This window comes from Exiguobacterium sp. s102 (assembly GCF_018618635.1).
Taxonomy (GTDB): domain Bacteria; phylum Bacillota; class Bacilli; order Exiguobacteriales; family Exiguobacteriaceae; genus Exiguobacterium_A; species Exiguobacterium_A oxidotolerans.
In genome coordinates this window covers 448,661-471,199 of record NZ_JACSML010000002.1, presented here as the reverse complement: position 1 = coordinate 471,199, position 22,539 = coordinate 448,661, and the positions used below count along the sequence as shown (strand labels likewise).

Sequence of the window (22,539 nt, the reverse complement as noted above, 5' to 3'; positions counted from 1 at the left end):
TTCCCCTCTCCGATTCTGTTTTTCATATATGGTAACAGGTACTTACTTGAAGAAACGCCCGAGCTCACCTTGGATGAGCGACGTTTTTCCAGGTTGACCTGCTTCCTTCAGTTGATTTTTCAGGAGTTTATACAACTCTCCATCGGATAGTTCCGGACGTGTCTTGACGACCGTTTCCGCAACGCGTTCTCGTTTGATGAGATCATTGTCAAAAATCATTTTAATCCCTGCGATATTCAGTCCCTGATCCAAATATTCCTTGATCGACAGTAAACGATCCACATCGTTGAACGAGTAGAGGCGGCGTTTCGTCTCTGTCCGTTCCGGTTTGATCAGTCCCTGTTCTTCATAGTAACGGATCTGCCGGGCAGATAACGCGGTCAACTCTTGAACGACTCCGATCGGAAACAGTGGCTTGGACTGTCGTGTTACGTCTGCCATGTCGTTCCTCCTTTTTCCTTACTCCATGAGAATAAACCTCTGTGAGGCAAGTTGTCAAGCTATGTCAGGAAAGTTAACACAACTTTCCCACAAGTCAGACAACCTGTCATCAAAGGTCTTTTCACAGTTTGTAATTATTTTAAACCCGCGTTTGCGGAAGCAATTGTTTTTCCATCAAATGGTCGACGGCAGAAATGATGGCGATTTTGACGTGACTAAATGTCAACCCGCCTTGGACGTAAGCCGTATAGGGCGCACGAATCGGTCCGTCTGCCGACAATTCGATCGACGACCCTTGGATGAATGTCCCTGCTGCCATGATGACATCATCCGCATATCCGGGCATATAGTCCGGAATCGGTAAAGCATGAGCATTGACCGGTGACGCCGCTTGAATCGCCTGACAAAAGGCAATCATCGGTTCCGGGGCATGGAACGAGACCGATTGAATCAAATCCGTCCGCTCTGCTGCGTAATGCGGTGCCGTATCGAAACCGAACTGCTCCATCATGCTCGACGTGAACATCGCCCCCATCAATGCCTGGCTGACCGTGTGCGGCGCCATATAGAAGCCTTGATACATGTCTTGGAGCGAGTAGAGCGACGGTCCCGCTTCCGCGCCGATGCCCGGAGTCGTCATTCGGAACGATGCCCGTTCGATCAAGTCCGTCCGTCCGACGAGGTAGCCGCCTGTTTTCGCGAGACCCCCACCCGGATTTTTAATCAGTGAGCCTGCCATCAAGTCAGCCCCGACGTGGGTCGGTTCCATCGTCTCGACGAACTCGCCGTAACAGTTGTCAACAAAGACGATGACGTCCGGATGGACGGCTTTAATCGTCGCAATCGCGTGACCGATTTCTTCGACCGGTAAGCTGCGCCGTGTCGCATAACCTTTCGACCGTTGAATCCCGACGACTTTCGTCTTGCTTGTGATCCGGGCGAGAACGGCATCGATATCAATCGTCTCCGCCTGTTTCATCTCGACGACATCATAGGTGACACCGAGTTCTTTTAGCGAGCCCCGCCCGTCACCCCGGATGCCGACGATTTCTTCGAGCGTGTCGTACGGTTTGCCTGTGATATACAGTAATTCGTCGCCCGGCAAGAGTAACCCGAACAACGCAATCCCGATCGCATGGGTCCCACTGATAATTTGCGCACGGCAAAGTCCGGCTTCTGCACCGAAGACGTCGGCATAAATCCGTTCGAGCGTATCGCGCCCTTCATCGTTATAGCCGTAACCTGTCGACGGCATGAAGTGAAAATCGCTGACTTTGTGTTTCCGGAACGCGTTCAAGACGCGAAACTGATTGTATTCCGCGATTTCTTGCGTCCGTTTAATCCCGGGAGCGATTCGCGTCTCCGCCGTCTCGATGAAGGGACGAATCGTTTCATAATGCGTTAATTCTGTAAACATGCTTACACCTCGTATTGTTTCAATGTCGAGTAGAGACGCGTGTCTTTACGCAAGTACCCTTTGAGCGTGACCGATCCATCCTCTTCATATTGTTCTTTTAAATTCATCATGACTTCTTTTGCCGGGTTGTAGTGGGCAAACGCCTCGACCGGAATCCGGATTTCGAGATATTCCAAAATCTCACTGATCGACTTTTCGATTTCGAGCGTTAACCGTTCGATATCAGTCGGATCGAGTGCTGAAATCAGCAATTTTCCGCCGGCGAACAAGTCTGTCAACTGGTCTTTTTTATTGAAGACTTCGAGTTGCGGAATATCACCCGCTCCGAGCTCATCGAGGACATCGTTCGTCGTCTGCATTTGGTTGAGATAATGTTCACTCGAAGCATCAATGACATGGAGGATCAAATCGGCTTCAAGCACTTCTTCGAGCGTCGAACGGAAGGCAGCAATCAGTTTCGTCGGAAGGTCCTGGATGAAACCAACCGTATCCGTCAACAGGATTTGTCCGCCTTCCGGTAAATCGAACTGACGTGTCAATGGATCGAGCGTCGCGAACAATTCATTTTTTTCATACGTGTCAGCATGCGTCAAGCGATTGAAAATCGTCGACTTCCCGGCATTCGTATACCCGACGAGCGCGATTTGGAACGTCTGATTTTCTTTACGGCGTTCCCGGTAACGGGCCCGGTGTGCGACCGACGTCTCAAGCTGTTTCTTGATTTCATCGACACGGCGACGGATGTGTCGACGGTCCGTCTCAAGTTTCGATTCACCCGGACCACGTGTCCCGATTCCGCCACCAAGACGTGACAGTTGCGTTCCTTGTCCACTGAGACGCGGTAACAAATAACTCATTTGCGCGAGCTCGACTTGAAGTTTCCCTTCCCGTGACTGGGCACGTCCGGCGAAGATATCGAGAATCAATTGGGTCCGGTCAATCAATTTGATCGATTCCGGGTCTTCAAGTGCAATCCGGATGTTCTTCATCTGACCGGGAGTGACTTCTGCATTAAAAATAATTAAATCCGGTTCGAGTTCTTCCGCTAGCGCGACCAGTTCCTCGACCTTCCCTTTTCCGATAAATGTACGCCGATCGACTGCCTGCCGTTTTTGATCGAGTCGTCCAACGACGACCCCGTGCGCAGTCGTGACGAGTGCTTCAAGCTCCGCGACCGATTCTGCATAAATATGGTCTGCCACATCGGGGAGCTGACAACCGACGACAATAACGCGTTCTGACATAAAATCATTCCTTTCAAGATAAAGACATTCTGCGTCCCTAATCATACCACACGCCGCTATCCGTCTGAACTTTTTTGGACAGGAAACATTCGTTCGGTTTATGATAAGAATAACAAGGTTGAAGGAGGCGGAACATGGCACGCGAACGACTGGATTATACGTTGCCCGAGTTCATCGAACGGTATCTCCTCTATTTAACGGTCAGCGGTCGACAGGACTCGACCGTCCGACGCTACCGTTATGATTTAATCGAGGTTCACCGGTACATGACGGAAGTCGACCAACCGCTCGAGACGATTGATGATTTCAAAGCAATTTCGCTCGATGCCTGGAAGACATTCATCAACGAATACTTGATCGAAGAAAAACTCTATAAACAAGCGACGGTCGCCCGGATCGTCACCGTCATCAATCAATTGAACTATCAAATCCGACAATCAAAAGCAAAACTAATTGAGTATGCCCAGCCGACCCATGAGCTCGGTCCACACCATGTCGCGTCGCAGAAAGAATATGACCAGTTGATCCGGACGAATCAGTCCGACCGCGGTTTGACCGATCATCAGCTCGTCGCCCGCCCGTACTTGATCGACCGCAATGAATTGATTTTACGGTTGTTCTACCGGTACGGACTACGCGTTCACCACATCATCGGGCTGAAGATGCAAGACCTCAATTTTGCCCAGCAAGAGATGCTCGTCCACGACCGGCTCGGGAACACGTACAAATTGCATATCGAGCGCGAGGATCAGGACGTCATGCTCCGTTACTTGAAGACCGTTCCGGAACCCGTCCGTCCACGTTATCATACAACGGACCCGTTTTTCGTCGCCTTCGACTTCGCCCGGATGACGTTCCGCTGGCTCTATAGTAAAAATGCGCCGAAGCAGCTCTCGATCGTCATGATCACGAAAATGATGCGGCAACTCAATGAACGGTCGGATAACAAACGATTGATCACCCCGTCGATGCTCCGTAACAGCTTCATCTTGAAAACGTATGTCGACGAGATGACGACAGAAGACCGCCTGACGAAGACATGTCTCTATAAAGACGTCTCGTTAAGACGATACGCGGAAGCATTTGAAGAATTAAAAGAGTTATTATGATGAATGTGCTGTAAAGGCAAATGGTACAAGACGCCGGCATCTTTTTCTTGGACCATTCGTCATCCTCCACAAAAAAAGATGAAGAGTCACTTCGCAGTGACCTTTCATCTAAATGGATTGCATTTCTTACAAGACGGCCCCCGCGGCCGTCTTGTTTAACGCGATACTTCTTCCGTTTCCTCTTGTTCGTACAACGTCACGTTACGTGCCGGCGCGAACGTCGAAATGGCATGCTTATAAATCAGTTGTTGTTTTCCTTCTGATTCTAGGATTACCGTGAAGTTATCGAATGATTTGATTAATCCCCGTAATTGATACCCACTGATTAAGAAGACGGTTGTTGGAACCGCATCTTTTCGTAATTGATTTAAAAAATAGTCTTGAATGTTGTATGTCGCTTTCATAAGACCCCGTGCCCCCTCTATTTTATCTGTTTCTGTCTTCAGGCCAGTCCGAGTTAACCGCTTTCAGAAACCCTACTGTTCTATCATAGATAATTTTGAAGTTTTGTTCAAATGAAATCGTTCCCATTTCTACCCAAACGCCATCAAATTGATGACGGAACCAGGTTAACTGCCGTTTTGCGAAGCGTCGCGTGTTACGTTTGAGCTGTTCGACCGCCGGTTCAAGTGGCGCGCCACTCAAAACAGGGACGATTTCCTTGTAGCCGATTGCTTGCATCGCTTTCGTATCGGCGAAGCCGGCGTCAACAAGCTGCCGGACTTCCTCGACGAGTCCCTGCCCCACCATCAAATCGACCCGCTCATTGATTCGGTCATATAAGCGATCCCGGTCGTCCATATGTAAGACGAACAGCAAGCTCTCATATAAGCTCGGTTCACTACCGGACGTTTGTGTCTGTCCACTCTCGGCGACTTCAATCGCCCGGACGACCCGTTGCACATTGTTCGGATGAATTTCCTCTGCCCGATTCGGATCGAGTTGACGCAAGCGTTCATGGAGTGCGACTACGCCTTGCTCCGCTGCAAATTGTTCCAGCTCCTGCCGCAATTCTTTATTTTCCGCTTGTGCTGTAAATTGATAGTCATACAAAATCGCCCGGATGTATAACCCGGTCCCGCCGACGATGATTGGCAATTTCCCTCGACCTGCAATGTCCGCAATCGCCTGACGTGCCAGCGTCTGAAAACGAGCAACACTCATCTCATCATCCGGATTGACAAGGTCGAGCATATGATGCGCTACACCGTCCATTTCTTCTTCTGTCACTTTCGCTGAACCGATGTCCATTCCTTGATAGACCTGAACGGAGTCACCGGAGATGATTTCACCATTCAAGCGCTTCGCTAATTCTATACCTGTCTTCGTTTTTCCGACCGCAGTCGGACCGACGATGACGATGACTGGTTGTTTCACTATGCATCACCATTCCTACACTGATCATTTTTGATGTCAGTGTACCATAATTCACAATTCTGCCGTAGCCGTTTTAAGACAAAAAAAGAGCACCTATCCTGAAGAAAAAGGACATGTACCCTATTTGTTACGAAAAAAATATTAGACACGACGAATGAAGTCGTCATAAATTGCGCTGAATACACACCATCCGCAAATCACTAACCCTGTCAACATAATACCCCAATCTGCCATCATAGCCCCTCCTCTTTTATCTGTTATCTACCTTTTTACAATTTGCGACAACTGTAAACCCATTCGAGCATGTTTGACACCAATTAATGGAATCGCTATGATTAAGATACGATTGGTACGTAGCGCGGAAGTTGACCTGCATCGGCTTTCCATTAGAGGCTCTGCCTCTCGATTCCAAGTGACGGGCTTGCCCGTTGCGAAAACCCCCTGTTCCGAGTTCGGGACAGGGGGTTTTTTATTAATACATATCTTTTTGCGTAAAGTTCCAAAAGGCGATTCCAAGTGTCGCGACTGTCCAACAGCCAAGGACGGCAAGCGAGAATGGCAACGTCATGCCTTCAATCGGTGGTGCTTGACCATCCAGATAATTGATTAGTCCAAAGTTGACGTTAACGAGGTATTTCGAACTTGTCCAGCTCGAACCGAGTGTCGTCAACAATGTTCCGGAAATCAAGACTGCCATCATGATGCCAATCCCGGTCGCCGTATTCTTGACGAGGACAGAGACCATCAACGCAATCGTTCCGACGACGGCTGTGACGATCCAGGCGAGACCGATTGCCATCAGGAGGTATTCCCACATCGGAATCGTATGCACGAATTCGGTCGAGAACGTCCCGCTCGGCGATGCTTGGAACCCGGTCAAAATCGGGGCGGTCCAGCCGTCATACCCGAGGACGATGCCGGAAATCGCGTAACAGACGAACGCGGTCAATGCCATCAGCATCGAGGTATAGAGTAAAACCGTGATCCATTTCGCCATCAAAATTTTCCAGCGCCGGACCGGTCGCGACAGAAGCGTCTTGATCGTTCCGTCGTTTTGCTCCCCGCTGACGATGTCCGCCATGATGACGATGATGAAGAGCGGTAAGATTAACGTTAATCCTTGTGAGAAGAAAATGCGGATGAACGTCGGCGCACCCGGATAGTTCGGATTGATATCATTATCGAGGTAGTATTGATTCTGTTTTAAATCAAATTCTAAAAACTGGCGGAACTCGTCTTGAATACTGCTCGAGGCCAGGCGATTCTGTGTATCGACGATGTCTTGTTGCAGTTCGACACGCCAATCGAGCGTACCTTGTTTCTTAATTTGTTCTTGGATGTCACGATACTGTGCATACGTAAACATCGACACAAGAACGACTAAAATGATCGCGACGACGGCGAAGCGCTTTTTCGAAGCAATTTTCGTCACTTCGTTGCGGACGAGACCAAGCATGTTCGGATTACGCAATATGATCTCCCCCCGTCAAGGTGATGAAGAGATCTTCGAGCGTCTGGACTTTTCGTTCAATCGTCCAGACTTCGACGCCGGCTTCAAACAGCTGTTTATTGAGTGCCGGTGTCTTACTTGAATCCATCAATGTATGGACGGTATTCGCGTCAACGACTTCAGAGACCTGGACGTCTTCAGACGCGGATAAAATTTCATTTGCTTTGAAGGCATCATCGACCCGCCAGTCGACACCTGGAGCAAGCGACTCGACGAGCTCCTTGACCGTCCCGACTTGAACGATTTTGCCGTAACTCATGATGGCGACCCGGTCAGCGAGCATCTCAATCTCAGCCAGGATGTGGCTCGAGACTAAAACTGATAATCCTGTCTCATCAACGAGCTTCCGAATGAATTGCCGTAAATCACGAATCCCCATCGGATCGAGTCCGTTTGTTGGTTCATCGAGTATCAAAACACTTGGACGACCGAGCAAGGCTTGGGCGATTCCAAGGCGTTGACGCATCCCGAGGGAATACGTCCGGACTTGATCGTCGACCCGCGCCGTCAAGTCGACCAAGTCAATCACTTCTTGAATCCGAGCTTCATCGACATTCGGTAACATCCGGGCGAAGACACGCAAGTTTTCGCGCCCACTCAAATATTTGTAAAGCTCTGGGTTTTCGACGATCGAGCCGATCCGCTCCATCGCTTGAACAAATTGTTTGCGGACGTCAAAATCACAGACCGTGATTTTACCCGACGTCGGTTTAATCAATCCGACGAGCATCCGGATCGTCGTTGTTTTCCCTGCCCCGTTCGGACCGAGAAATCCAAAGACTTCACCTGGGAAGATTTCAAACGAAATGTTATCGATAATCGTTTTCTTTCCAATCACCTTCGTGACCGATTCTAATTTTACAGTTGGATTCACGTTTCTCACCTCTTATGGTCTATTCTAGCGGAATAATGAATGATTTGACTCGTCTAAGCACTTCAAAACCGCACATTTTCTAAAGTTTTGCTACAATCATCGTAACAGTAAAAGGAGGAACGATTCATGAAACGATATGCTTGGCCTTTATTTTTAAGCGTTTCGCTCATCTTGACCGCACTTTTCGGGTACGGATTTGCAAGCGCCTATAACGACGTCGTTAATCCACCAAAACGGGCGGTCTTGACACCAACGAAAGAAGAACCCGTTGCAAAAGGCGGGACTTACGTCGCTTTAGGTGACTCGTTGACACGCGGCGTCGGTGCTTCGAACGGAAACAGTTATGCAGCAATCGTCGGTCAAGAACTTACAAAAGACAACACCGTCGAACGTTTCCAAAATCTCGCCGTCAGCGGAGCCCGGACGGAAGATCTACTGAAGCAACTTGAACAAAAAGAAGTCCTTCGCTCCCTTAGCCAGGCAAAAGTCATTTCGGTGACGATTGGCGGGAATGATTTGTTCAACCGTGGTGAAGGTGTCGCAAACTTTGATGCAAAAAAGACTGCTGATACGATTAAATCAGCTCAAACCAACTTGGAGAAGACCTTTAAAATCCTCCGAGATGAAAATCCGGATGCCGTCATCTTCTACGTCGGACTGTATAATCCTTTCCGTGCCAGTGAAAATGGGGAGGCATTTGACGCAATCGTCCAAAATTGGAATGCCGAGTCGCGTCAACTCGGACTCGAATATGATATTGAAGTCATCGATACGTTCAACCTAGTCCGTGACGTCAAACGCGATCTCTCAAGTGATCAGTTCCACCCGAATGATTCAACGTACGAACAAATTGCGAAAGCTTCCCTGCTCGCTGTAAATAAACGTTTTTAATCCAAAGAAAGCCGCCGAATCACATCGACTCGGCGGCTTCATTTCATTTCAGACGTTTGGCTAAGGCGATTAAGACCCATTGCAGCGGCAAACGTGTCCATAACGCCCAGGCCGGCAATTTTTTACCGTTGATGGGTTGTGGATTGACGGCCATGTTGACGTTCGCCGGTAAGACGGCATATAAAAAGCCAGGTAGTGTCTTGCGAACGATATCGACACCTTTACCTGTCAACAACATGAAGCCGTACAAAACTTCGATGATACCCGTCACTTGAACGAAAAACCGCTTAAACGGAATAAAGGACGGCATGATGCTGACAAATCCTTTTTCGTTTCGAAAATGACCGACCCCAGCAAATAATAATCCTCCACCGTACAACAAACGTAAAACATACTTCATGACTTCCATCTCCCCGTTGATATAAGTAAGAACCAAACTCAGTGTAACGGACGAATCCTTTTCGCTCAACTATAAGAAACTGTCGATCAATTGTGGGGAATGATGAGTCATTTTGGAAAAACGTCCGCAATTTCATTTTCAGTTTGGTTATCTGATACAGTAAAAATAGAAATTGATACGGAAGGAATGGTCGATATGGCAGGAAAAACAAAACAACTTTTACCCGGACTGACAGGAGGCATCATCGGTGCCGTTTTGACGGCAACGATCGCCTTTCCACTTTTGATGGATCAAGAACAACAAGTTGCCGATACACCTCTTTCAAACGGGATGCCGAAACAAGTTTCAACGACATCAAATGACCCTGTGACGAACGCCGTCGCATCCGCCCAAAAATCGGTCGTGACCGTCACGAACTACCAAACCGGTAACAGCATGACGCAAGAAGAAGCGGCGAGCGGCTCTGGTTCCGGTGTCATCTATAAAAAAGCAGACGGAAAGGCCTACATCATTACGAACCACCACGTCGTCGACGGTGCCTCGAAACTCGAAGTGACATTAAACGACGGTAACACTTTGAGTGCAAAGTTACTCGGTAGCGACGCAACATACGATCTTGCCGTCCTCGAGGTCGACGCAAAAGACGTTCCCGCTGTCATCACGGTCGGAAAATCGGCTGACTTAAAAGCCGGTCAAACCGTGCTCGCCATCGGAAACCCGCTCGGTGAATTCCAAAACTCCGTCACACGTGGAATCGTCAGTTCAAATGACCGGACGGTCCCTGTCGACACGAACAGCGATGGGCAAGATGACTTCAATACGACCGTCATTCAGACCGATGCAGCCATCAACCCCGGTAACTCTGGTGGTGCCTTAATCAACGAACAAGGTCAGCTCGTCGGAATCAACTCGATGAAGATTGCTGAAACGGGCGTCGAAGGCGTTGGTTTCAGCATTCCGATCGACGATGCGCTGCCCATCTTAAAACAGCTTGAAACGACCGGTGAAGTCAAGCATCCGACGCTTGGTGTCGCCTTGCAGGACGTTTCCGCCTTCCCGGCCGGTTATTTGCTTGATCAAGTCAAGTTGCCTGAATCCCAAAAAACCGGTGTCGTCATCATGTCAGTTGAACCGAACAGTCCGGCTGCCTCCGCGAAGCTGAAAACAGGTGACGTCATCACGAAAATTAACGGATCGGCGATTGAGAGTTTTGTCGACATCAAAACGGCACTGATTAAATCGGACGGTGACATCACGTTGACGATCATCCGCGATGGTAAAACATCAACTGTTAAAACAACGACGACGACAACCGATCAGTTATAATCTTCCACATCAAGACGTTTCAATTGCCTCCCATATCGGGTATTGTTTTAGAACAATATCTTTGGGGGGCTCTCTTTATGTATGATTTGATCGGCATCGGGATTGGACCGATGAATTTAGGGTTGAGCGCACTCGCTCATCCGACACCATTACGGACACTTTTTTTTGATGAAAGCGAACAATTTTCGTGGCATCCCGGGATGATGATTAAAGACTCGATGATGCAAACGAGTTTCATCTCTGACTTAGTCACACTTGCTGATCCGACGTCTTCTTTTACTTATTTAAACTACTTGCGTTCCATCAATCGTTTGCATACATTTTATTTTTATGAAAAATTATTGATTTCGCGCCAAGAATACAATTCGTATTTGAAATGGGTCGCGACCCAACTCGATGACTTATGTTTTTCGACCCGCGTCATTGATGTTCAGGACACGGGTGATAGTTATGAGGTGCTTGTCGAAGACGTCAAGACGGGTGAACGGAAGACATATGAAACACGTAACGTCGTCATCGGAACAGGGGCTAAACCTTCAATTCCCGATACGTTTGATTCAAGCGTCATTCACAACACACAATATGTCATGGAAAAAGAACAGCTCCTGTCGAAAAATAAAATTTCCATCGTCGGATCGGGTCAAAGTGCAGCAGAAATTTTCCTTGATCTATTGACGAGCGACCGCTCGCCGGATCTCGAACTCGAGTGGATTTCACGTTCGACGATTTTTGAAACGCTTGAGACCGGAAAACTCGGCGAAGAAATCTTTTCACCGAGTTATGTCACGTATTTTAATCAATTACCACTTGAAACACGGCAAGAGGCCGTTTCGAAATTCACGCGGTCGCAAAACGGGATCAGTCCGGAAACCTTACAGGCCATTTACGAACACCTCTATGATTTGACGACGGATCAAAAAGACCGCGTCCAGATTCGCGCAAATCTTGAGGTCGAACAAATTACGCACGATACGTCATTTGCAATTAAAATGCGTCATACGGAACTCAACCAAGTCCGGACATCGAACACGGATGCCGTTGTCGCAGCAACCGGTTTCGTCCCGGCATTACCGCGCTTCATTGACCGATTGAACATCGAGTTCGAAGGTGATCAGGCTTGGAAAGTCGATGCGAATTACCGGATTGTTCGTTCCATCGCAACAAATCATCAGTTGTACGCGACGACGAACTTAGAGCTTTCGCACGGTCCTGCCGCCGACAATCTAGGGATGTCGGTCTCGCGAAATCAATTGATTTTAAATGATGTCGCCGGGAAAGAGTTGTATCCTGTCGAACAGCATGCAACGTTTACGACGTTCGACTGACCAAAAAGTAGCTCGCCAAATATATGGCGAGCTACTTTTTAGCGTTTTTTCGTCAATTCAAGCGTTTCGAGTACAAGTAAGGTTGACTGCAACCGGCTATGCCCCGCTTTAGCGAGTAATAGATGAAACGCAAGCAACCAGTTGACTTCTTCGGAAAACCGATTCCGCGACCGTTCCCGGTCGACGACCCGTGTCACGTATATCAAGTCGACACGATCAGTCGAACGTAACAGGGCGAGTAGCGGGAATAGGCGTTCAAACATGCGAACTTCCCGTTTTTCAAGCATGTCCACCCAATTTTCAATCCGTTTTTTTTGTTCTGCTTGATTGTTTGACGTAGCAAGGATTTGAGCGGCAATCAATCGTTCGCTTGACGGTCCCATCCATTTACTGAGCCATTCTTCACTCGTCTTGACATCCTCGACGAAGGATGCGAGCAATTGTTTTTGGTCCATCAATGCTGCCGTGACGACGTATTGTTTCGTCACATTCAACCCCGTGCGTTCTGCTCGAAAGTGTTCGACGACCGGCAAAGCGTCCGTACCGCGCTGTCGATTCAAGAGCTCTCCAAGGGCAAAAAACGGGCGGACGGCTTTGTCTTTGATGAAGCGCCGTTTAATATGCTTTTCAGCTTCAATCACTTGCTCGACTAACTGTTCCGGTCGGTCGCTATAAAGTTGAAGTTGCGAAATCAGCAGTGGCGTATAACGACTTTGAAGTGCTGAAAAGCGTGTTGTCTTCCGTTTAATGGCATGCGCTAAGCGATCGTAGGCCGCCCGGTCGAACACGACGTCTTGAATCGTATACGATAAGGCAAAAAAACGGCGGAAGTCGTGGGACGTTTCCTCGCGGAGAATGGCATAGGTCTTATTGTAGTTTTCACAAAATAATCCGTACATCAAAGCGCCCTCCCTTCGGTTCTGTTTTCCCCTTTTCCTGACAAATCATTCCCGAATCTGACTATGCGCGTCGAAGTTCCTCAAAAGAAAAAACCGGGTTCACCTCGTCTTTCAAATGAAAAGACAGCCGGTACCCGGTTTTTAAAGGCATGTCAGACCCGTTGTTTTTCAAGTAACCGGGAGAAATAACCACCATTTTTAATCAATTCGTCATGTGTACCGTCTTCAATGATGCCCTCTTTCGTGACGACGAGAATCCGGTCCGCATTTCGAATCGTCCCGAGACGATGGGCAATGATTAAAGTCGTCCGGTTTTTCGAGAGTTCCGCGAGCGATTCTTGAATGATCGCTTCCGTCTCCGTATCAAGAGCAGATGTCGCTTCATCTAGAATCAATAGCGGCGGATTCTTCAAGAACATCCGGGCAATCGCCAGCCGTTGCTTTTGTCCCCCGGATAATTTCAAGCCCCGCTCCCCAATCTGTGTATCATACCCTTCCGGTAAATCAGCGATCATCTGTCCGAGATGGGCGCGCTCGGCAGCTGCGATGATGTCTGCCCGATTCGCCGTTAAATCTCCGTAAGCAATGTTCTCAGCGATCGTCCCTGAAAAGAGAAAGACGTCTTGTTGAACGATACCGATTTGTTGGCGGAGCGAAGCTTTTGTCATCTGCCTTACATCGATGCCGTCAATCGTAATCGCTCCTTCTAAAACATCGTAAAAGCGAGGGATTAAGGAACAAATCGTCGTTTTCCCGGCACCCGACGTTCCGACGAAGGCAATTGTCTGACCGGGTTCAACGGACAGGTTGATATTTTTTAAAATCAATCGATCGGCTTCGTAGCCGAAACTAACATCATCGAACTCGATTGCACCATGCAGACGATCGACCGTGATTGCGTCTGGCGCATCCTTCAGCTCATCATCCTGATCAATCATTTCAGCGAATCGCTTAAAACCTGCCATCCCTTTCGGATAAAGTTCGAGAAGTGCCGTGATTTTATCAATCGGTTTCAGCAAAATATTCATGTAGAGAATGAACCCGACAAGTTCGCCGTAACTAAGGCGGCCGTTGTAACTTAAATAGGCACCGTACACAAGAACGGCGAGCGTCATCAGCCGCGTCGTCAAGTAAATACCGGACAGACTCGTACTCATGACTTTATAGGCATTGATCTTCGATTGACGGAACGTTGCATTGTCTTGCTCGAACCGTGCAACTTCATGGGCTTCGTTCGTAAACGACTGGACGACACGAATGCCTGAGACGCTATCTTCGACACGGGAGTTGACTTCGGCGATATTGCCGTACATCTTGTCCCACGAACGATTCATCCGGACGTTGGCGAAACTAATCAACCAAATCAGGAACGGAACAGCAATGACGGTAACGAGTGCAAGCGGCGCATTAATCGTCAGCATGATTGAGAAGGCACCGAGTAACGTCATCACGGCAATGAAGGCATCTTCCGGTCCGTGGTGAGCCAGTTCCCCGATATCGAACAAGTCATTTGTGATCCGGCTCATGATGTGCCCTGTTTTCGTGTTATCAAAAAAGCGGAACGACTGTTTTTGAACGTGTCCGAATAATTGGCGCCGCATGTCGGTCTCGATGTTGATACCGAGCTTATGTCCGAAGTAATTGACGACGAACTGCATCATCGTACTGATGACATAAAGCAACAGTAGACCGACACTGACTAAGATGATCCAGTTCAGCTCGCCTTCTGGCAACAAAGAATCGATGAACCACTGGACGGCAAGCGGAAACGCGAGCTCGAGTATACCGACGAATAAGGCTGACGAAAAATCGAGCCAAAACAAGCGTTTATGCGGTATGTAGTATTGATAAAATCGTTTTAACATTTGTAAACTCCCCTCCTAGCTAATTCTAGTGTACAAGAAGACTCTAGATTAATCGCGCCTCAAAACACAGATCATTATTTTTGAAAATCAAAGTAAGTTTTTTCATAAAAAATATATTTTAAAAACAGGGGAATTAACATCTCATATGACAAAATGGTAACAACGATTCTATTCGAACCATTTTGGAAGGGAGTTACGCAACTTGAAAAAGACACTTCTCGCTTTGACGACGCTCGCGTTGGTCAGTTCAGCGACCGCGGTCGAAGCCGCCTCCACAAAGTTAACGTTAACCGAAAATGTCAACATCCGAACTGCTGCCACTACTTCCGCACCCATCATCACGACCTTAAAAAAGGGTACAACGGTAACCGCTGTTAAGAAGTCAGGTTCTTGGTACGAAATTCGTTATCAATCGAAAAAAGCATTCATCACTTCGAGTTATGTGAAAGCAGCTACTGCTGCAAAAACGACGACAGCTAAAACGACGACAACAACGACTTACATAACGAATACAGCTGGTGTCAATGTTCGTGAGAAAGCGAGTACGGCTTCTAAAAAAGTCGGACAACTTACTAAAAATGCAGCCGTGTCCGTCAAAAAGAAAACCGGTTCTTGGTACCAAATCGTCTACAAGAAAAAGACGGCATACGTCCATGCCAGTCTCATCACTGCGAAAAAATCAACCGTCAAAACGACATCGAAACCACCAGTGACGACACCTGTCGCAACAGCCGTTAAAGCCGTCGATACGACCAAACAATATACAGTCAACGCAAGTGGCGGACTGAATGCCCGCTTAGCAGCATCGGCGTCGGCACAAATCTACAAAACGATTCCGAATAAAACGCTCTTGACGGTCACGGGTACGATTGACGCCTGGTATCAAATTAAGCTCGACGGAAAAGTCCTCTACGTCGCCGCGAGTTATGTTGCTGCATCAGCAAAAGAAACACCGCCTGCAACGAATGGCGTCTCGATCAATCCGGTCGACCAAGCCAAAACGTATACCGTCAATGCGCCGTCAGGTTTGAATGTCCGGACGGCACCAACAACCTCCTCACAAGTCTTCACCCAAGTTGCCCACGGTTCGAGCGTTCAGGTGATGGGTGAAACGACGGGTTCCGCTGCCGGATGGTACCAAATCAAAATCGGGACAGGTTACTATTATGTCGCGAAAAGCTACATTACGACCGGGACTGTTGCGACGACTCCGCCCGTAACACCGCCTCCTGTCTCGACTGTCCCTGCTTCCGGTGTCATGGAACGGGCGATTTCAATCGGTCAACAGTATCTCGGGACACCGTACGTCTGGGGGTCGAGTAGCCCGATCAACGGCGGATTCGATTGCTCGGGTTTTATCAACTACACGTTGAATACGGCCGGTTACAAAGTCGGGCGGACGAACGTCAATGGCTACTGGAACAACGACCTGTACCTCGGTCAGAAGCTGTCGAAATTACGTCAGCCGGTCCGGGGAGATATCATCTTCTTCGAGAATACGTATGCCGCAGGTCCGACCCACATCGGAATCATGTTGAACAATGACCAATTCATCCATGCCAATACACCGTCACTCGGCATCAGTCGCCTGTCGGAAAAGTACTGGACTCAAAAATTACTGGGCTTTAAAGCCCTCTGATGCAACAGGATTGACTAAAAAAGTGCACTTTCCCCCTTTTTTCAGTCGAGACATAAGATCCGATTTCCTGCCCTTAGTGAACAGGAGGTCGGGTCTCTTTGTCTCTGACAGCGTAAGTTTTGCGTTTTTTTCTGCAGGCGTCGCGTGAAGCAAGCGCCTCCTTTTTTTCTTTTCGATAGGCATCTTAGATGTGCCGAGTGTTCATCCTCGACTCCTATGGGAAAAAGGAGCGCAATCCTCGCTTCCTGCCGGGTCTTCCGCCCATGGAAAGCGCGGACTCAAAAATCGTCTGGAGCGACTTTTGCGTCAGCCCTGTTTTTTACGATAATTCCGCTAAGATTTGCTCGATTTCTTGTTTGAATCGTCCCGGTGACAGTTGTTTCGTCATTTCTTCCACTTCTGCCCGACGGTCCATCCCTACCCCGGCGCGCATCGCTAATGCGAGTGCATATAGCATCATCGCGTGATCGTATTCACCGCCAACTTGCCATAAATGTGCACCGCGCCAAATGTTAGCGACACCGCTCTGGAGGTCAAACGGGAGTGTCTCTTTTGAGTCCTTCCACAAACACAGATTGACTTCGAAGTATCCGATGTAATGAATGCACGCTTCAATATTGACTTCAACAAGTCGTTCCCGCGCATACCGGACGCCTTCATAATCCTCTCGGTGGACCGCAATCGACCCTTTCGTCAACTCGACAAGAATCCGCTCGAATGCTGTTGCTTCCGTGAACAAAAAGAAATGTTCCAGTAATTCCAGTTCGTGGTCGGCTGCCTCAAAGTCTCCGTCTAGACTTAAGAATAACGCCAGCAACCGGTGATAGTTACTGACGTCACTGTAGACGCCTTTTTCCCGCATATAACGGATGCCTTCCCGTAAAAAGTCAATCGACTGGCTCCAGTTGTCTTCGTTCACACTGACGCGGAGAGCCTGTAACATTTGGTAGTCAAGAAACGTTTCAGGTGCAAGTGGGACGTCCTGATGAATCATCATCGCATCCACCTTTCGGTACGCCTCTTCATAACGGCGCAGGAAAAATAAGAAATAGACTTTCGAGATTTGTACATTCATCTGTTCATCCCGTAATTCAAGCCGCTTGTAAATTTCCTCCGCTAAATCGAAATAATGTAAGCCCTGTTCCGTGTTCGAAAAACGTAATGCGTTTCCATACATCTCATAGATTCGACCTTGCCAGTAAGAATCAATCGCCGGTTCTAAATAGGGTGCAAGCATGTCGGCGATCTGTTCTTCCGCATAATAGTCGTTTGTTCGTGCATTGATTTTTTCAATCAGCTGCTTCATTTCGATCGCCCGGGGATCAATCAACAACTCATCGATCGAGACATGCAGACGACGCGCAATTGCTTGTAACGCCGGTAAGGACGGCGTCGCCTTATCGTTCTCAATCATACTGAGCATCGATTTCGTCATGATGCCGTCTGCGACATCCGACTGCGTCATTTTTTTCGCTTTCCGTAAACTTTTAATTCGTTGTCCAAGCATGGCCGGCACCTCATTCTACTGATTAAGTTAAATTAAATTTAACTTTTATATTTACAAATATCTCCTGTTCCTCTAGTATAAAGGAAAGTTCAATTTAATTGAACAAAAAGGAGGAATCATGATGTCGAAAAATTTACAACGGCTCCTGTTCGGTAAGTTTTGTTCGTTGTTCGCAGCGAGTCTCTTTACGTTCGTCGCGGGTTTGACCGTATTACGGGAAACGTCATCCGGGCTGCAATTCGCGCTCGTCTTACTCGCCGGGACACTGCCACGGATTCTGTTGTCGCCCATTGCCGGAGTGCTGTCCGACCGCTGGAACCGAAAAAAAATCATCGTCACGACCGAGGCGACGAGTGCCGTCATACTCGCCATATTTGCAGGTTTCGCTACCTTTTTCCCGGTCCATACGATTCATTACATGATCGTCAGTGCCCTTTTAACGGCTCTTTCGACATTCCTCTCCGTTACCTTGATGAGTTCCCTGCCCCGCTTGCTTGACGATACGGAATTACAGCGTGGTAATTCCCTGATTTCAAGTATCAGTTCCCTTTCGTCGATTGTTGCTCCGATGCTGGCCGGTTTCCTGTTAGCCTTTGCACCAATCCACCTTTTCACCCTCTTACCGCTCAGCTTGTTTTCTCTCGCTGCGCTGTGGAACATGCGCCTGACGTTCCGCGTCATCCCCGCTGTTCATGAAGAAAGCCCGCCTTCGATGTGGGCAGACTTTCAATCCGGCTACCGTTATTTATTCAAACAACGGGTCCTGACGACACTCATCTTGATGGCACTTGTGTTGAATTTCTTTTTCATCGCCTTAGAAGTCATCTATCCCATCATTTTGCTCGATCGTCTCAACGTTACATCATTTCAGTTCGGAACGATTGAAGCCGCTTTAGGTGTGGGTCTTTTGCTTAGTTCGCTGTTGCTTGCGCTCCCCCGCTTTACGATTAAGCGTCCATTGATGACGTTGTTCCAGTCGGTTGCTTTAGTCGGGTTTCTATTCCTTTCCCCTTTATTACCGTTACTCGGTATCGTTCCGCCGAACTGGACATTTGCTTATTTTCTCATCTTCTCCTTCACGGTAGGGTTCATTATTCTCCGGTCAAACATTCCGATTCAACTGCTCGTCCAACGGCAAACCGATCCGGCTTACTTAGGGCGTGTCATCGGTGTCCTCGAATCACTCGCAATGGGCATTACACCAATCGGGATGCTGTTATTCGGCCTGTTAAGTGATTACGTCTCGCTCAATCTGATCCTCGCAATCAGTTCATCCGGCTTACTCGTGACGGTCGGAATCGGATTTTTCCACTTACGGCATGACGTCCGGACAGAACGTCTTGCAAAAGATCAGATTCCCGAAACTGAAAAAACGTCCACCTCAGCAAGCTGAGATGAACGTCCGGATTGATTTAAACCGTTGCTTTGACCGCGTCCATAATGAGACGGAGTGATTGTTGTTTCGCTTCTTTATCGGCAATCATCGAAGCAATCATGACTTCGTCCGTTCCATATGAATCGGCGAGGTCTTGCAATTGACGGGCGACGTCTTCCGGATTTCCGACGATCATCCGTTTCCGGTTTTCGGCAATCCGGAATTGATCCTGGAACGAATACTGGTATGCCGCTGCTTCTTCCGGTGTCGGTGTGCCTGTTGATGAAACCCCTTTTTCGAGTAAGAGCAATGACAGATCAAGACTGGATGCCAACCGTTCTGCTTCTTCCGTCGTTTCGGCACACGTCACAAAAATCGAGACGAGTGTCTGCGGTGTCGCGTTGAATGATGTCGCCATGAAGTTATGACGGTAATAATCCATCACGTCTTGTCCGCCCTGTCCGTTGATGAAGTGGGCGAATGCAAAACCGAATCCGCGTTGTGCTGCATTTAACGCACTACCGCCACTTGATCCGAGCAACCACGCTTCCGGTGTCGTGTCGACTTCCGGTGTTGCGACGAGTCCTGCGAAACGGTGATCGGCCGGTGCGCCGTCTTTTAGGTAATCAACGAGATCGTCAAGCTGTGCGCCATAGTCCGCGCCGCCGAAGCGTGGCGACGAACCTTCTTGTAAGGCACGTGTCGCTAGCGGCATGCCGCCCGGTGCCCGGCCAAGCCCAAGGTCAATCCGGTTCGGTGCAAGCCCTTCGAGGACACGGAAGTTTTCCGCAACTTTGTAAGGACTATAATGAGGTAACATGACGCCGCCTGAACCAAGACGGATTTGTTTCGTCACCGCTGCCATGTAGGCAATCAAGACTTCCGGACTCGACCCGGCCAGTGTCTTCGCGAAGTGGTGTTCCGAAACCCACAGGCGTGTGTAGCCAAGTTCATCTGCTGTTTTCGCAAGATCGACTGTTTCTTGTAATGCTTCGGATGGGGTTTGCCCTTTTGAGACAGGAGATTGATCCAATATACTTAATTTCATCGTGTAAAACGCTCCTTTGAAGTGAAATTCATACTTAGACTGTACGCCTCGGAAACGACGGAATGCAATAAAACTGCTTCTTGATTCATTGATGACGTTTTCAATTTTAAATTCAGGGAACATTCTTAAAGTGAGCAAAAAAAATGAACAGATGGGGTGTTGTACATGTCAACGAATCAAGAAGCAGTCGAAACGGTCAAAAAATTAGTCGATAAAATCGAAACGGCGATGCTGACGACAGTGTCAGATGAAGGTCTTGTCTCGCGTCCGATGCAAACACAGGATATCGAGTTCGATGGCGATCTCTGGTTCCTCACTTCTAAAGAAACCGGGAAATACAATGAAATCTTAAAAAATCCGAGCGTCAACGTCGCCTATGTCGACAAATCATACGTCTCGATTCGCGGGAAAGCAGAAATCGTCGAAGATGTCGCCCGCAAAAAAGAACTATGGAGCCCCCGTTACGAAGCGTATCTCGGGACAAGCTACGAAGATCCGAAAGTCGTCTTAATCAAGATTGATACGGAAGCTGCCGAGTACTGGGAAACGGGAAACACGACTAAGTCTGTCAAACAAGTCCTGAAGAAAGTCACAGGAAATGACGACTCGAACGAAATCAACAAAACCGTTGATTTGACGTAATAGCTTGATATCCAGCCGTTCCGCCTTGTGCGGAGCGGTTTTTTTCTAGTCTCTCCTATCGATTTAGTGTAGACTACTACTATTACTATAGTTTGTTAACAAAAGGAGCACACTCATGGGAGAATTCATTACGTTATTACGACGAGGAAATCGTTCGGCATTAACAGCCGGAATCGTCAACTCCATCATTGCCATCATCAAGACCATTGCCTACACCTTAACCGGAAACGTTGCGATGTTCGCCGAAATGATGCACTCACTTGGCGACGCCGCGAACCAGTTCTTTGTCTTCATCGGTTCAGCGCTCAGTAAAAAAGCACCGACAAAACGCTTTCCGAATGGCTTTGGTCGACTCGTCAACCTCGTTCTGCTCGGCGCAATTTTATTCGTCGGCATCATGGCTTACGAAACGATTCATGAAGGGATTGGACATATTATCGACCCAACGGAGTCAACGGGATTCTGGATCACCCTATCTGTCTTATTTGCCGGTGTCGTCCTTGAAAGTGCTGTCTTCTTTAAGGCGATGAAAGAAATTGCCCACGATGCAAAACTGACAGCAAAAGGACCACGTCTGATTCTCGAAAGTTTTCGATCATTAAAACAAGCGAAGCCTGCGACACGACTCGTCTTCTTAGAAGATTTAGTCGCGACGGCTGGTGGCATCGTCGCGATGATCGCCGTCGTCATCTCACATGTGACACCTTATCATCAAGCGGAAGGAATCGCCTCTGTCCTCATCGGTCTGATGATGTTTTATGTCGTCGGTAACGTCTTCTTGCAAAACGCTGCCGGAGCGCTCGGTGAAGCCGATGAAACGATGGCGGCACGGCTCGGTGGTTTAATCATGCAAGATCCGGACGTCCGTGATATCAGTAAACTTGAAGTCATCAAAGAAGGTGACCACTTCCACGTCGAAGTCGAGATTGAAATCGATCCGGCGATGACCGTAGCGCAAGCGGACGATATTAAAGACCGACTCGAACTGCAACTCCGGATCCAACAAGACATCACCGACGTCACGATCGGCTTCGATGAGGACGATCAAGTCCAGCAATACATCGTCTCGACAAACGAAGAACGATGACCCCCTTCACGCAGGACGTCGTGACGATCATCCGTGCGATTCCTGCAGGACGTGTCGCAACATACGGTCAAATCGCCCGCCTCGCTGGAAACCCACGGGCCGCTCGCCAAGTCGTCCGGATTCTGCATAGTATGAGTCAGGCGGAACGTTTACCATGGCATCGCGTCGTCAACGCCAAAGGTGAAATTTCGCAAGGGATTGAACAGCAATTGGCCCTCGAAGCGGAAGGAATCGTCTTTCAATCGGACGGCAAGCTCGTGCTGCCGGATTATCAAATGTAAGCTGATTGTAGAGGACGGATATTTACTCACTTTCAAAAAAAGAACCACTTCCCTGACTAAGCGGAAGTGGTTTCAGTCTGAAGTTACACTTATGAAGTTTAAAACGATTCAAGACGGAACGCGCGCTACACTGTCTGCATTCTCACGATCCCGCTAAAAAGCGTCACGTTTCGTTGACTCCTACGGGAAAAAGTGCAAGGTCCTTGCGCTGTCAGAGGCATGCAAGACCCTGCTCGTTGTCCGCTAGGAGCAAGGAGCAACGGCTTGCGCCTCGCCCGAGGA

General features: G+C 48.4%; 21 protein-coding genes. 9 read left to right on the top strand and 12 right to left on the bottom strand.

The features are described 5' to 3' along the window. Positions 1 to 42: 42 nt before the first annotated feature. The 3 genes from KNQ02_RS07415 to hflX all read right to left on the bottom strand — a co-directional run bounded on the left by KNQ02_RS07415 (position 43) and on the right by hflX (position 3,102). Positions 43 to 441: a MerR family transcriptional regulator gene (locus KNQ02_RS07415; protein WP_029333272.1), complete on the bottom strand. Its 399-nt coding sequence runs from the start codon at positions 439 to 441 to the stop codon at positions 43 to 45. Between the two features lie 139 nt (positions 442 to 580). Beyond that, positions 581 to 1,858, bottom strand: a complete 1,278-nt coding sequence (locus KNQ02_RS07410) for a methionine gamma-lyase family protein (RefSeq protein ID WP_088836750.1) — start codon at positions 1,856 to 1,858, stop codon at positions 581 to 583. Positions 1,859 to 1,860: 2 nt separating this feature from the next. Further along, the gene (gene hflX, locus KNQ02_RS07405) at positions 1,861 to 3,102 is read right to left on the bottom strand and encodes a GTPase HflX (RefSeq protein ID WP_088836749.1); all 1,242 of its coding nucleotides are present in this window, start codon (positions 3,100 to 3,102) and stop codon (positions 1,861 to 1,863) included. Positions 3,103 to 3,236: 134 nt separating this feature from the next. Here hflX and KNQ02_RS07400 point away from each other — a divergent pair, with 134 nt between their 5' ends. Continuing rightward, on the top strand, positions 3,237 to 4,211 hold the full coding sequence (locus KNQ02_RS07400; RefSeq protein ID WP_088836748.1) for a tyrosine-type recombinase/integrase: 975 nt from the start codon (positions 3,237 to 3,239) through the stop codon (positions 4,209 to 4,211). Positions 4,212 to 4,366: 155 nt separating this feature from the next. On the opposite strand, the gene hfq is transcribed toward KNQ02_RS07400, so the two are convergent. The 4 genes from hfq to KNQ02_RS07380 form a co-directional block, all read right to left on the bottom strand. After that, complete coding sequence (gene hfq, locus KNQ02_RS07395) at positions 4,367 to 4,615, bottom strand: RNA chaperone Hfq (RefSeq protein WP_029333264.1); 249 nt, start codon at positions 4,613 to 4,615, stop codon at positions 4,367 to 4,369. Positions 4,616 to 4,637: 22 nt separating this feature from the next. Beyond that, on the bottom strand, positions 4,638 to 5,591 hold the full coding sequence (gene miaA, locus KNQ02_RS07390; protein ID WP_088836747.1) for a tRNA (adenosine(37)-N6)-dimethylallyltransferase MiaA: 954 nt from the start codon (positions 5,589 to 5,591) through the stop codon (positions 4,638 to 4,640). Between the two features lie 469 nt (positions 5,592 to 6,060). Then, entirely contained in the window at positions 6,061 to 7,059 is a 999-nt protein-coding gene (locus KNQ02_RS07385; RefSeq protein ID WP_034801277.1) for an ABC transporter permease, read from the bottom strand. Beyond that, positions 7,052 to 7,972, bottom strand: coding sequence for an ABC transporter ATP-binding protein (locus KNQ02_RS07380; RefSeq protein WP_029333260.1), 921 nt, complete (start codon positions 7,970 to 7,972; stop codon positions 7,052 to 7,054). The genes KNQ02_RS07385 and KNQ02_RS07380 overlap by 8 nt, the downstream gene beginning before the upstream one ends. A gap of 126 nt (positions 7,973 to 8,098) precedes the next feature. On the opposite strand from KNQ02_RS07380, the gene KNQ02_RS07375 reads away from it, so the two are divergent. After that, positions 8,099 to 8,863 carry an SGNH/GDSL hydrolase family protein gene (locus tag KNQ02_RS07375; protein WP_088836746.1) on the top strand — a complete coding sequence of 255 codons (765 nt, stop codon included), beginning with the start codon at positions 8,099 to 8,101 and terminating at the stop codon, positions 8,861 to 8,863. Positions 8,864 to 8,906: 43 nt separating this feature from the next. On the opposite strand, the gene KNQ02_RS07370 is transcribed toward KNQ02_RS07375, so the two are convergent. Continuing rightward, complete coding sequence (locus tag KNQ02_RS07370) at positions 8,907 to 9,263, bottom strand: DoxX family protein (protein WP_214801127.1); 357 nt, start codon at positions 9,261 to 9,263, stop codon at positions 8,907 to 8,909. Positions 9,264 to 9,365: 102 nt separating this feature from the next. Between KNQ02_RS07370 and KNQ02_RS07365 the strand changes: the two genes are divergently transcribed. Both KNQ02_RS07365 and KNQ02_RS07360 read left to right on the top strand, forming a co-directional pair. Then, positions 9,366 to 10,589, top strand: coding sequence for a S1C family serine protease (locus KNQ02_RS07365; RefSeq protein WP_235195225.1), 1,224 nt, complete (start codon positions 9,366 to 9,368; stop codon positions 10,587 to 10,589). A 77-nt stretch (positions 10,590 to 10,666) separates the two neighbouring features. Further along, a complete protein-coding gene (locus KNQ02_RS07360; protein ID WP_214807751.1) occupies positions 10,667 to 11,914 on the top strand; it encodes a lysine N(6)-hydroxylase/L-ornithine N(5)-oxygenase family protein in 1,248 nt (415 codons plus the stop codon). Positions 11,915 to 11,952: 38 nt separating this feature from the next. Here KNQ02_RS07360 and KNQ02_RS07355 read toward each other — a convergent pair whose 3' ends face one another. Next, positions 11,953 to 12,813 carry a DUF4003 family protein gene (locus KNQ02_RS07355; protein ID WP_214807749.1) on the bottom strand — a complete coding sequence of 287 codons (861 nt, stop codon included), beginning with the start codon at positions 12,811 to 12,813 and terminating at the stop codon, positions 11,953 to 11,955. A 152-nt stretch (positions 12,814 to 12,965) separates the two neighbouring features. Then, positions 12,966 to 14,678, bottom strand: coding sequence for an ABC transporter ATP-binding protein (locus KNQ02_RS07350; protein ID WP_214771770.1), 1,713 nt, complete (start codon positions 14,676 to 14,678; stop codon positions 12,966 to 12,968). A 202-nt stretch (positions 14,679 to 14,880) separates the two neighbouring features. Here KNQ02_RS07350 and KNQ02_RS07345 point away from each other — a divergent pair, with 202 nt between their 5' ends. Next, positions 14,881 to 16,317 carry a C40 family peptidase gene (locus tag KNQ02_RS07345; protein WP_088836741.1) on the top strand — a complete coding sequence of 479 codons (1,437 nt, stop codon included), beginning with the start codon at positions 14,881 to 14,883 and terminating at the stop codon, positions 16,315 to 16,317. 319 nt (positions 16,318 to 16,636) lie between these two features. Here the strand turns inward: KNQ02_RS07345 and KNQ02_RS07340 are convergent, their stop codons facing one another. Further along, positions 16,637 to 17,824 (bottom strand): helix-turn-helix domain-containing protein, encoded by a 1,188-nt coding sequence (locus tag KNQ02_RS07340; RefSeq protein WP_214807747.1) that lies wholly within the window; start codon positions 17,822 to 17,824, stop codon positions 16,637 to 16,639. Positions 17,825 to 17,945: 121 nt separating this feature from the next. Between KNQ02_RS07340 and KNQ02_RS07335 the strand changes: the two genes are divergently transcribed. Then, complete coding sequence (locus KNQ02_RS07335) at positions 17,946 to 19,217, top strand: MFS transporter (RefSeq protein WP_214807745.1); 1,272 nt, start codon at positions 17,946 to 17,948, stop codon at positions 19,215 to 19,217. Between the two features lie 19 nt (positions 19,218 to 19,236). Here KNQ02_RS07335 and KNQ02_RS07330 read toward each other — a convergent pair whose 3' ends face one another. Further along, positions 19,237 to 20,247, bottom strand: coding sequence for an LLM class flavin-dependent oxidoreductase (locus KNQ02_RS07330; protein ID WP_088836737.1), 1,011 nt, complete (start codon positions 20,245 to 20,247; stop codon positions 19,237 to 19,239). Positions 20,248 to 20,412: 165 nt separating this feature from the next. Here KNQ02_RS07330 and KNQ02_RS07325 point away from each other — a divergent pair, with 165 nt between their 5' ends. The 3 genes from KNQ02_RS07325 (at position 20,413) to KNQ02_RS07315 (ending at position 22,257) form a co-directional block, all read left to right on the top strand. Continuing rightward, complete coding sequence (locus KNQ02_RS07325; RefSeq protein WP_088836736.1) at positions 20,413 to 20,889, top strand: pyridoxamine 5'-phosphate oxidase family protein; 477 nt, start codon at positions 20,413 to 20,415, stop codon at positions 20,887 to 20,889. Positions 20,890 to 21,004: 115 nt separating this feature from the next. After that, on the top strand, positions 21,005 to 21,976 hold the full coding sequence (locus KNQ02_RS07320; protein WP_214801111.1) for a cation diffusion facilitator family transporter: 972 nt from the start codon (positions 21,005 to 21,007) through the stop codon (positions 21,974 to 21,976). Next, on the top strand, positions 21,973 to 22,257 hold the full coding sequence (locus tag KNQ02_RS07315) for an MGMT family protein (RefSeq protein ID WP_088836734.1): 285 nt from the start codon (positions 21,973 to 21,975) through the stop codon (positions 22,255 to 22,257). The genes KNQ02_RS07320 and KNQ02_RS07315 overlap by 4 nt, the downstream gene beginning before the upstream one ends. Positions 22,258 to 22,539 lie beyond the last annotated feature (282 nt).